The organism is Coleofasciculus sp. G2-EDA-02, from assembly GCF_040226375.1.
Lineage (GTDB): Bacteria > Cyanobacteriota > Cyanobacteriia > Cyanobacteriales > Coleofasciculaceae > Coleofasciculus.
On record NZ_JAVKEW010000267.1, the window covers coordinates 1 to 11,917 of the forward strand.

The 11,917-nt window shown below is 46.3% G+C and carries 6 protein-coding genes; 3 read left to right on the forward strand and 3 right to left on the reverse strand.

Annotation, left to right across the window (positions count from 1 at the left end; translation table 11 throughout):
• The 3 genes from RLO19_RS30570 to RLO19_RS30580 all read right to left on the reverse strand — a co-directional run.
• Positions 1 to 741: tetratricopeptide repeat protein (locus RLO19_RS30570; RefSeq protein WP_446361481.1), on the reverse strand; the 741-nt coding region annotated here is incomplete at its 3' end.
• Between the two features lie 1,018 nt (positions 742 to 1,759).
• Positions 1,760 to 2,755 (reverse strand): diguanylate cyclase domain-containing protein, encoded by a 996-nt coding sequence (locus tag RLO19_RS30575; RefSeq protein WP_446361491.1) that lies wholly within the window; start codon positions 2,753 to 2,755, stop codon positions 1,760 to 1,762.
• The gene (locus RLO19_RS30580) at positions 2,755 to 8,814 is read right to left on the reverse strand and encodes a PAS domain S-box protein (RefSeq protein WP_446361483.1); all 6,060 of its coding nucleotides are present in this window, start codon (positions 8,812 to 8,814) and stop codon (positions 2,755 to 2,757) included. The genes RLO19_RS30575 and RLO19_RS30580 overlap by 1 nt, the downstream gene beginning before the upstream one ends.
• A gap of 653 nt (positions 8,815 to 9,467) precedes the next feature.
• On the opposite strand from RLO19_RS30580, the gene RLO19_RS30585 reads away from it, so the two are divergent.
• The 3 genes from RLO19_RS30585 to RLO19_RS30595 all read left to right on the forward strand — a co-directional run bounded on the left by RLO19_RS30585 (position 9,468) and on the right by RLO19_RS30595 (position 11,371).
• Positions 9,468 to 9,899 (forward strand): acyl-CoA thioesterase, encoded by a 432-nt coding sequence (locus RLO19_RS30585; protein WP_446361485.1) that lies wholly within the window; start codon positions 9,468 to 9,470, stop codon positions 9,897 to 9,899.
• 121 nt (positions 9,900 to 10,020) lie between these two features.
• Entirely contained in the window at positions 10,021 to 10,806 is a 786-nt protein-coding gene (locus tag RLO19_RS30590) for an SGNH/GDSL hydrolase family protein (RefSeq protein ID WP_446361487.1), read from the forward strand.
• A 205-nt stretch (positions 10,807 to 11,011) separates the two neighbouring features.
• Positions 11,012 to 11,371, forward strand: a complete 360-nt coding sequence (locus RLO19_RS30595; RefSeq protein WP_446361489.1) for a hypothetical protein — start codon at positions 11,012 to 11,014, stop codon at positions 11,369 to 11,371.
• Positions 11,372 to 11,917 lie beyond the last annotated feature (546 nt).

Below are 11,917 nucleotides of genomic sequence, written 5' to 3' on the forward strand. Positions count from 1 at the left end.
GTAGGCTTCTCCCAGATTATTTTGCGTCATTGCCCAATTGCTAGGAAAGGCGTCACGGGTTCTAACTTCTAGGGCGGCTTGATAGGATGCGATCGCACGTTCGATATTCTCTGCCCTTTCTCCCCGGATTCTGTCAGAGTAGGCATTCCCCAGATTATTTTGAATTGATGCCCAGGTTTCTGAGTGATTCTCGCGGGTAAAGATAGTCAGTAATACTTCATAACCCGTAATCGCGATTTCCAGATTATTTGCCTGATTCCCTAAAGGAAACTGCTGGATCAGATTACTGAAATTACCAATATCTGCGGCAATACTTCTAGCTTGTGCGGGTTCCACTTCTGCCAGTTTTGCAGTTGCCCAGTCATACAATATCCGGGCAAAGTTATCATCCAATAGATGCAGGTTTTCCTGGAGGAGGGGATAGACAACTTGCGGATCAACATCACTATCTGACGTTGCTTGTAATACTTCAACCAGAAAGTCGAGTTGGGCTTCAGGAGTTGCAGTTGAGGCGGATAATCCCAAGAATTCCCTTAACTGATTTGCCATTCCGATTAAAAACTTCGCCGCATTTTCATCGCCTCTCTCTGCTAACACTTCCGCTACCTGTATCATGGTTGCCACTAACCCGGCATCAACAAACTCGGCGTTATCCTGTAATGTCTGCCCTTCCTCACCACTGGGACAGGTTAATAGGGTATTAATCAGGGTTAGATAGGCTTGTTGGCGTGCTTCATCCATGGGGCAATTGAGGCAGGAGATGCTAACTATGGTATCGCAAAAGACAGTCGCCAGGGTAATTAGGGCATCAACTAAACTCCGTTAATTGTTTCAATGCAGACAGACGTGTCTAACTTTTGGGGTTGTTTCTATAAGAATCCGAGTCGTCTTTAGACGACTTACGCTTTTAGCCAAGAACTTGATTTCTTGGCGGGGGAATGGTTAGATTGCTCTGTTGAGCCTCGACTAAGGATGCTTTGAGCCTCGACTAAGGACGCTTTGAGCCTCGACTAGGGACACTCTGAGCCTCGCCCATGACGCTTTAAGCCTCGACTAGGGATGCTCTGAGCCTCGATTAAGGACGCTTTGAGCCTCGCCCATGACGCTTTGAGCCTTGACTGGGGACACTCTGAGCCTCGACTAAGGACGCTTTAAGCCTCGACTAAGGACGCTTTGAGACTCAACCCCGACTCAGAACGACAGACATAGACTCAATCAAGCTATACATGGTGCGTTACATTTCATTAACGCACGATGGCGGACTGACACAGCTAAAATTGTGGAATAGATTTGACGGTGAAATTGGGCGCACACCGTGCGCCCCTACAAGACTAATCCACCATTTTAGGTGTGCCACGCTACTACAATATCTGCGATCGCACTCAACCCCGACTCAGAACGACAGACATAGACTGAATCAAGCTATACATGGTGCGTTACATTTCATTAACGCACCCGACAAGATCTGCGATCGCACTGTTGGGGTTGTTTTATAAGAATCCGAGTCGTCTTTAGACGACTTGCGCTTTGAGCCAAGAACTTGAGTTCTTGGCGGGGGAATGGTTTAGCTATACATGGTGCGTTACATTTCATTAACGCACCCGACAAAATCTGCGATCGCACTGTTGGGGTTGTTTTATAAGAATCCGAGTCGTCTTTAGACGACAGCAAACTAACAATATTTCGACTTAATGAAACAGGCACCTGTGGTACGATATGATTGTCGGCAGATTAGTCCACTACAAATGACCAATAACAATCAAACCTCAACCAAATTCCCCACCACGCGATCGCGCCCTTCTACCTTTGCCTTATACAGTGCTTGATCTGCCTCAGCTATCAGCCTTTCGGGTGTAGTTCTTGGCGGCGGAACCACGCCAGCTACCCCAAAACTCAAGGTGACAAACTTACTCACCAAAGATCCCTCATGGACAATCGCCCGAGCCTTCACTTTCAACCGAATCGATTCAGCCACCTGCATTGCACCTCTGAGGGACGTATTCGGTAAAATAATCACAAATTCCTCACCCCCATACCGAGCCACCACATCCGCTGGACGCTTCGCCGCTTTACGCAAAATATCAGCCACCTGTTTCAAGCACTCATCTCCTGCTTGATGCCCATAAGTATCGTTGTACGGCTTAAAAAAATCAATATCACACAAAATTAACGCCAGGGGCGCTTGCTCCCGCGCCAATCGTTTCCACTCCTGCTGCAACGCCTCATCAAACGCCCGGCGATTGGCAATCTGGGTCAACCCATCCAAATCAACCAACCGCTGCAACTCCTGATTCATTTCCTCTAACTTCGCCTTCAACACCCGTTCCTGCTCAATTTTGCGACGTAACTCTGCCATAATCCAACGGGTTTGCAGTAATCGACGCACCCGTTGCCGCAGCACCGCCCAATGAATCGGCTTCGTGATATAATCCGTAGCTCCTGCCTCAAAAGCTCGGTCAACCGATTCCTGATTATTGAGTCCAGTAATCATCAGGATAGGGGGACAGTCCTGACCAAACATTTCCTGTAACTTAGCGCAACAGGTAAATCCATCCATCACCGGCATCATCGCATCTAACAAAACAATATCCGGTAACTGTTCGGTGCAACGCGCTAGACATTGATGCCCATCCCCCACTTCCAACACCCGATAGCCCTCCTGCTCCATCGCCCGACGTAGCACCAAGCGTAGGGTTTTTTCATCATCCACAATCAAAATCAAGGGTGAGTCATGCTGAAAGTCAGGCTCATTCATCATCGTTTCCTCGGATGCTCTTGTTGCAACGCGGCGACAACTCGCTCATACTCTGCATCAAACTGGGAAAGCAGGGTTAAAACACTCTCTAGATTTCCCGTGCGACCCCGCGCTTCTAAATCCGCACACAGTTGCGCTAAACCCGTTGCACCAATCGTCAGACTTGATGATTTCAACGCATGGGCGGATTGGTGCAGAGCATTAGCATCATCATGAGCGATCGCACTATGAATCGCTTGTACCCTAGGAGGGGAGTCTTCCAGATAAGAGTCAATCACCTCCGCGATTAACCCCTCAAAATCGTCTCCGGCTATTTCTCTTAAATCTTGCAGCACTTGACGATCTAGGGCGGGAGTTGCACTAGAATCTGAGGGTGTTTCTGGCACAAATACGTCCTCATCTGAATGATCCGTTATGCTATCTCTGCCTGCTTGAGCCAGCACCTGGGAATAGTTATTCAACGCTTGAACCAGGGCTTCCGGTCGAATCGGTTTACTGATATAGTCGTTCATGCCCACTTGCAGACATTGTTCTCGGTCTCCCTGCATGGCATGAGCCGTCATGGCAATAATCCAAGGTTGGCAAGCTGACGCCCCTTGAGCCCGGATGCGGGTAGTTGCCTCCAATCCGTCCATTTCAGGCATTTGCACATCCATGAACACCACCTGATAGGACTTACGAGCCAGAGATTCGAGCGCCTCTTGTCCATTGTTCGCCACATCCGCGCGATATCCCAATCGCTGCAACATCTGGCGAGCCACCTTTTGATTGACCGCCACATCTTCGACGAGCAGAATGCGTAACGGTAGCTTCTGGGCAAACTGAGCCTCAAGCAGTCCCGATAAGCGCTCGCCGGGACGCACCGAGATTCGCTTACGTCCTAAAATTGCCACAAACACATTATAAAGCTGGGATTGCTTAATCGGCTTGGTGAGAAACGCCGCAAAGTTGGGCATATCATCGGGTTGGGAGGAGGTTTGCCGCCCCACGGAACTGAGCATGACCAAGGGAAGTGGTTCACTCTTCGGTAACGCCTCAATGCGTAACGCTAAGGTAAAACCATCCATCTGGGGCATTTGCCAATCCAAAACCGCCAGATCAAAAGGTTCTGACTCGGCTAACCGATTCAACGCTTGCTCTCCCGATTCCGCCGTTATCACCTCCATCCCCCACGACTGCGCCTGTAGGGTAATAATTTGGCGATTCGTAGCATTATCATCCACCACCAGTAACCGTTTTCCCCGTAACTCCGGTTGGGGTGTATCCAACTCAGCCGTGACCGAATTAGGGTCTGATTTCACCACAATCGTGAAATAAAACGTCGAACCTTTGCCCACCTCACTCTCCGCCCACAAGCGCCCACCCATCCGTTCACTTAAACGCTTACTAATCGCTAAACCCAGTCCCGTTCCGCCATAATTGCGGGTCATAGACGCATCCACCTGAGAGAACGGTTTAAACAAGCGATTCATGCGATCGCGCGGAATGCCAATTCCCGTATCTCTAACCGTAAATTGCAGTTCGTAATCTTGGGCGTTGTCAATCCCACTTGGATCGGCTTTAATCTCCTGTCTAGGGGCTTCCCCAAGGGCGGGTTTAGTCAACTTATCGGTTTGTGGCAAAATATTATCGGTCAAACCCGCCCCTACACCGGATACTCCCCCAGACGCGCCATGTTCGGTCTCTACATCCCCAGACACCGCCCGACTCACCACTGACACCACCACTTCTCCCTGTTGAGTAAACTTCACCGCATTACTCAGCAAATTCACCAGAATCTGTCGCAGGCGGGTAATATCACCCACCACATTGCTTGGAGTTTGGGGTTCAATTAAATAAGCGAGTTCCAATCCTTTCGCCGCCGCTTGGGACGCCACTAAATCTAACGCTTCCTCAATACAAACATGCACATTAAACGGGTGTTCCTCTAATTCCAATTTGCCGGATTCTATTTTCGAGAAATCCAGAATATCATTAATAATAGTTAGCAACGCTTCACCACTACTACTAATCGTATTCGCAAAGTCTCGTTGCTGAGGCGTCAGTTGAGTATCCAACAACAACCCAGCCATACCAATCACCGCATTCATCGGCGTGCGAATTTCATGGCTCATCATTGCCAGAAACTCACTTTTGGCTCGATTGGCGACTTCGGCTTCCCGTTTGGCTTTATGGAGGGCGAGGTTCTTCAGCGTCAGTTCTTCCCGCCGTTGTTTTTCCTGTTCTAAGAGTTGAGCTTGAGCTAAAGCAATCCCAACTTGCGCCGCTACCGCTTCTAACAGTTCAATCTCATCGGCATTCCATTCCCGGAAGCGATCGCATTGATGTAAACAAATAATACCATTGGTCTGCTCCTGATACGAAGTACGCACCGAAAGCATGGATTTAAGACCAATCTGACGACAAAGAAAATCCGCCCCCTCTAGTCGTGGATCAGTATAAACATTCTCGGAACTCACGGCTTGATCTTGCGCCAGCACCGCTTGGGCGTGAGGATTACCCAAAACTGGAATCATTTGCTCTCGGGTAGACTCATAACCGGGTTCTAAATATTCCGCCACCAATGGAATTTGGGGACAAGGCTTTGCCAAATAGGTATGAATCAAGCAACGATTCACGCCAAACACCTGACCCACTTGCGTCGCCGCCGTCTGAAAAATATGGTCACTATTTAAGCTTTGGCGAATTTCTTGGGTAATGTGTTTAAGCAGCAACGTGCGTTGTAATTGCCGCTCTAATACAGTTTTAGCTTGTTGACGTTCGATCTCATTACCTACCCACTGTGCCATGAGTTTGAGCAGTTGATGGGACGCCGAGGGATTTTTGGCGGTGAGGGTGGCGGGACGTTCCTGAACACTGAAAAAGCACAGCGCCCCATAAATGTTTCCGGCTACCTTGACACTCGTACCCAGATAAGATTTCATCCCAAACCTTAGACAGGCTGGATGATTTGCCCACTCTGTATCTTGAGCCAACTCAAACGCGATCGGTTCTTTGGCTTGGGTTGTTTCGCGACAAATCGTCTGTTCTAATTCAAAGCTATCCCCCGCCTGCACTTGTCTGGACCCATTGGGGGGAACTTGAGCCGCGATCACCAGACAGCGCCCTTTCTCAATCCGAGACACAATACCGACATCGTAACCAAAATGACGCCGCCCTAAGGCTAAGAGTCCTTGCAGGCGTTGCTCAAACGTGAGTTTTGGTGCAGCCGCGACTCGATATAAACCCCGAATTGCGGCTTCGGCTTGGCGCTGTTGTTGCTCAATCTGTTTGCGCTCGGTAATGTTACGGATAATGCCAATAATCTGATTATCCAAAAATGGCACGAGTCTGGCTTCATAGTTTTGCTCTCCTTTTGCTAAGGATAAGGAATACTCCAGACTCACCGGGGATAGGCTTTGAATCACCCGCGCGATCGCCTGATGCATTTTATCACTCACATCAGCAGGTAGGACATTGTATACAGGCTGTCCCAGAAACTGTTCTGGCTCGACATATAATTCACCCCGATTGGTGGCTTTATAGTCGAGAATGGTGCCATCTTGACTCAATCTAAAATACAAATCTGGAAGGGCATTAAAAATCGCTTGCAGTTCTGAGTTTTTCTGATGTAAGGCTTCCTCAGCTTGTTTACGATGAGTGATGTCACCAAAGGTAACGGCAAACCCATCCCCTAATTTGACGGCGGCGATTTGAAACCAAGCCTGAATCCCGTCGTGGTGGTAATGAAATTCTCGCTCAATGGGGATACCGATTTCTGTTACCTGAACATAGAAATCAAAGAGTCCTTCCTGGCGGTTTCCCGGCATTTCCACGAGTAAATGCTTACCGATGAGTTCCTCACTCGTCCGTCCTACCATACGTTCGGCGGCGGGATTGATCAATAACCATTTAAAATCAGTAATAGTCCCTTTGCGATCGCGAACGGCTTCAAATGCCATTACCCCATCCAGGGAACTATTTAATACCCCAGATAGCAGGGATTGGGAATATTCCAGAGCGGCTTGACTTTCTTTTACATCTGTGATGTCGATGCAAGAACCGATATAACCCAAGAAACTGCTATCGTCACCAAACCGAGGAATACCTGTATCTAAGAACCAACGGTATTCCCCATCAGCGCGTCGCAGTCGGTATTCCATGCGAAAGGATTGGCGACGGTTAAAGGCATAACTATAGGTTTGTAGACAATTAGGCTGATCATCTGGATGTACCGCCTCTACCCAACCCTCGCCGAGTTCATCTTCTAAACGGCGTCCGGTAAATTCTAACCAGGGGCGGTTAAAAAACGTACAATTCCCATCGGTGCCAGCCACCCAAAGCAGTACAGGCGCACTATCTGCCATGGTACGGAAGCGGGCTTCACTCTCTCGTAAGGCGGCTTCGGCTTGCTTGCGTTCAGTGACGTTGTGAGCAACACAATAAATTAACCCCTCTTCAACTAAGGCTTTAGCATTCCACAACAGCCAGCGATAGGAACCATCTGAACAGCGATAGCGATTTTCAAAGGCGATGGAGTCTTTCCCAGTTGTCAGTTTTTCGGCTTCCGCCAGAGTCGCGGCGCGATCATCGGGATGAACCAATTCTAGATAAGGTTGGGCTAAGAGTTCAGCTTCACTCCAACCTAAGGTTTTTTCCCAGGCGGGATTCAGACGCCTAAAATAGCCATCAAACCCCGCAATACAAAGCATATCAACGGACAGGTCAAAGATGCGATCGCGCTCTTGTTCGGCTTGGCGACGTTCGCTAATATCCGTTTGAATACCAATATAGTGGGTGAGTTTGCCGTTACTATCGCGGATGGGAGAAACGGACAGTTCATTCCAGAAGCGTGTACCATCTTTGCGAGAGTTTTGCACGATGACATGAGAGTCTTGTTCGTTTTTTAACGCCGCTTTCAGCTTATCTAAGCCAGGTTGTTGATGATTATCCCCTTGTAAGAAGCGACAATTTTTTCCCAAAACCTCTTGGGCTGAATAACCCGTAATTTTCTCAAAGCCGGGATTGACGAAAATAATCGGGTTATCGGGTAAATTTGGATCAGTAATCAGGATACCATTACTACTCGCCGCGATCGCCCGTTCCAACAGTTGTAAGCGCACCTCAGCCTGCTTGGATTCGGTAATGTCGCGGGTGACTTTGGCAAATCCCCTTAGGTATCCGGTTTCATCGCGCAGTGCTGTAATAATGGTTGTACACCAAAACTGCGAACCATCCCGCCGCATACGCCACCCTTCATCCTCAAATCGACCCATTTGGGCGGCAATTTGTAAAGATTGTTTAGGTTTGCCGTTTTCTTGGTCTTCTTTTAGGAAAAAACACTGATAATGTTGACCAATGATCTCTGACGCTGAATACCCTTTCAGACGTTGAGCGCCTGCATTCCAGCTAACAATTTTACCCTCAGTATCGATTAGGTAAATCCCATAGTCGTTAATCCCGTCAATCAGCAGGTTTAAGCGTTCATCACTGGCTTGCAGGGCGAGTTCACTGTGCTGGCGATCGCTAATATCATGAATCAGCCAGAGCATTCCGACAACCTTTTCTTCCCTATCTTTAATGACGCTATTGAGGGTTTCACCGATAAAACTGTCCCCATTTTGGCGTCGATATTTAATGGGTTTAGACTGATTAAAATCCACAGAATCAGGATTCCAACTCTGTCGCTCAAACTCCTGGGGATTAGTATACAACTGTTGCCAGGGTTGTCCCACTACGGCTTCTTGCTGGTAACCAAATAGCTGACTAAAGGCTGAGTTGACCTTCAGGATAAAACCCTCTGTATTAGTAACAATGACCGCTTGGGGAATCCCTTGAAACAGGGTGGCGTAATCAACTGGTATAGTTTCAGTCAAGGTTTTGGGGGAATTGGGTTGAGCGGTAGCGTTTCTTTGTCTTTGAGTTTGTCTTAAGCCGATTAAACCTGTAGCCAATAACCCAATTATGGCGAAAACACCGCCACATATTAACACTAGATAAATTGGGCTGGAACCGGATAGCCAGTCATTACAGCAATGAATTAACCCATCGATTAACAGTCGATTGAAAAAGGACAACATATAAACTCTACCGATCACAGAAACTTGGGCTTATTTGGCGCCAGTGATAAAAGGACTGAACTTCAGGTTAAGGGTATGATTTTAGAAACATACCTGTTGCAAAAACGGGTCGGTTATATCTGCCATGCATAGAGTTGAACAATTAACTAGTGTATCTACCCACAACTAGACGGCAAAGATCCGCGCGAGTTTTACGGATTTTTTATATTAAACGGTAAAGAGTTAAAGAAAATTTACGTTTTTATTAGTAAATTAATCAACAAAGCCAACAGCATTAAATGACGAAAGAGTCAAACCAATATTTTGTAGTTTTCCCTGAGAAATTCACCATCCAATGAAGCAACAAACATTGAGAGTGGCAAGCCGTCTCTTGATTGTGCCTAATCTGGCTAGAAGCGATTATCAATGTTCTAGACATTTAGATATTTTGCCGCTACCCACTTCAGCATTCGTTTGTTAATGATTTCTACGGGTTAATGGCAACATAAAAAATAGAACAGCTCAATTTCTATAATAAACGATCAAACACACTGTTGAAATACTCGGTGGTGCTACCCGGGGCAAATAGAGACAGTTGTCGGTATGCTACCTTAGCTGGGGACTCGCAAAAGCGTGTATCATCAACCCTGAGAATCCCAACCACAGTGAAGCCAATGCAAATCTATACCAGGCAATTGCGGGTGCGGCATTACGAAATCGATGTCCTCGGACATGTAAACAATGCTGTTTACCAGAATTATCTCGAACAAGCCGCCGTGGAACACGCCCAACTCCTGGGCTATTCTTTGGCACAATGCCGAAAACTGGGAGGTGTGTTTGTCATGCGTCGGATTGAAATCGACTATTTGCGTCCAGCTATAGCAGATGATACCCTAGAAATCACCACTTGGCTACAGCAGATGAAAGGAACCCGGGCGATTAGACGGTATGAAATTCATCGATTAGCACAAGTGCAACCCTTAGTTATTGCCGAAGCGATCTGGGTGTGGGTGGATTTAGTTACGATGCGCCCACAGGGAATTCCTAAAGAAATTTTGACGGGTTTCGAGCCAATCCAGCCCGATAATAAGCTGTCAAACACTTGATTTGAATGGTAGTAACTTAAGCTTAAGCCCAGGATTCAAGTTTTGGTATTATTCAGTAAAATTTAATTGAATTAAATTTCACGTTTTAAATATATTTACAGCGTCTTAAATTCTTATCCAAATGCAGAAACGACAGCGCTTATTTCGGTTTACATTTTTATTGATTTTGGTCGCATTGGTTCTATCGTTGATTATTAATATCTTTCTATTCTCCCAAGCAAAATCATACTACCTACAGCTAAATAAAACCAATCTCGACCCCTTCGGACTACAAACATTTAATAACGATTCATTGCCCGATAGTTCATTAACTACATCCCCAGTAACCGTCGTCTTCTTTGGGGATTCGCGAGCGGCTATGTGGGTTTCTCCACCAAAGCTCAATGGCTTTTCTTTTATTAATCGCGGCATTGGCAATCAAACCTCAACTCAGGTCTTGGGACGTTTTGAGCAACATATTTTACCCTTAAATACCGATATTATCGTTGTCCAAGTGGGAATTAACGACTTAAAAGCAATCCCACTATTTCCTCATAAAAAAGCCACCATTATCAGCAACTGCAAGGCTAATATTCAACAGATTGTCGCTCGTTCACTAAACCTTGATGCAACTGTGATATTAACAACCATTTTTCCCATTGGTCCGGTTCCGCTGATTCGTAAACCCTTTTGGTCACCTGATGTCGCCCAAGCGGTTAAAGAAGTCAATGCTTACCTCTACTCGCTAAAAGCCAAAAATGTCTTAATTTTAGATGCCTATTCGCTCCTCGGTGAGAATCAGCAAGTGCAAAGCAAATACGTTTACGATACTTTGCATATCAACCGCAGGGGGTATAAGGCGCTTAATCAGGAGTTAACAAAGATGCTATCGACTTGGTTGATAGATAACAGTATTAATAATTCATAAGTTAATTGTCTGCACAGGTTTAGCCACTGTAGGGACTCCCTCAATTGATCAAGAAAGCAAATCTGACCTGCTCACCTTGAGGATTGGCTTTGATTATAGAATGGGTAGATCTATCTACGGGCAGAAGCCAAGGCTGTCGTTAGTAGTTAGGATATCATTTGATATTTCAAATCAAGTTCGGGTTGACGCCGAAAAGGAGATTTCAATGCCACAATTTTTGATCATTTTTCAGCGACGGATTGGCAAAATGCTGTGGGCTTTAAGTTTAATCACGTTAATAAATGTAGGTAATTTATTGCTCGTGAATCATCAAGCCGCTTTAGCCGCCTCTGATACGCCCTTAACGACTCCACCGACAGCAGAAAAGACTGAATTAGGATTCTCGTCGCCGCAAGAGAAAGAAGAGGCGTATGAGGAAGCGACAGAAGCACTAACGAAAGATCCCAAAAAAGGGGTGGAAAAACTTTACGACGAGGAAATGGAAAAATATAAAGAATCTCAGCCGGATAAAAATGTGTTAGAAAAGGCAAAAGAGGTGATTGAAGGAATAACAAACAACGATTAAACGGAAATTCCCCCCAGCCCAAAAATCGCCACTGTTTCACCGTGCGACTTTCCAGCATTGTTTAGTCGCTCTACTTCCATACAATCGAGCCAAACCTTGAAGTAGGGGGGATTCCAACCTATTTTCAGCCAGAGTGCGATCACGCTGATATTATAAGTCAGAGCTATATATCGGCTTTCGACAGCCCAACTACAAGGGCAACTACGAACCGACTAAATGTTAACTTTATCTTAAAAAAGTAACAAAAACTACACTTTATTGACAATTTAATCAAGTCTCGTGAAATAATCATAGTAAGGGCAAATCGCATCGGCTTTAATCTTTCCTCGAAAAAGGAGAGATTAAAACGCTGCTTTGTTCATCTGTAAGCGCTATCCGTCGAACAGTGGACAGTAATGGACAACAAATAGCAAAACTGTAGAGATAGCCAGTCTCAGTTCTTTAATGAACTACGCTACCTGGGTCATGACACCTTAAGGTGCTTTCCAGCTTTAAGCTACTGTCGCTCAAATTTAAACATCTGTATTCGACTAAAGAAGTGATTTG

Excerpts from the sequence above, each read along its gene's own strand:
- RLO19_RS30590 (WP_446361487.1), top strand. The coding sequence starts at position 10,021 with ATGCAGAAACGACAGCGCTTATTTCGGTTTACATTTTTATTGATTTTG.
- RLO19_RS30585 (WP_446361485.1), top strand. The coding sequence starts at position 9,468 with ATGCAAATCTATACCAGGCAATTGCGGGTGCGGCATTACGAAATCGAT.
- RLO19_RS30575 (WP_446361491.1), bottom strand. The coding sequence starts at position 2,755 with ATGAATGAGCCTGACTTTCAGCATGACTCACCCTTGATTTTGATTGTG.
- RLO19_RS30595 (WP_446361489.1), top strand. The coding sequence starts at position 11,012 with ATGCCACAATTTTTGATCATTTTTCAGCGACGGATTGGCAAAATGCTG.
- RLO19_RS30580 (WP_446361483.1), bottom strand. The coding sequence starts at position 8,814 with ATGTTGTCCTTTTTCAATCGACTGTTAATCGATGGGTTAATTCATTGC.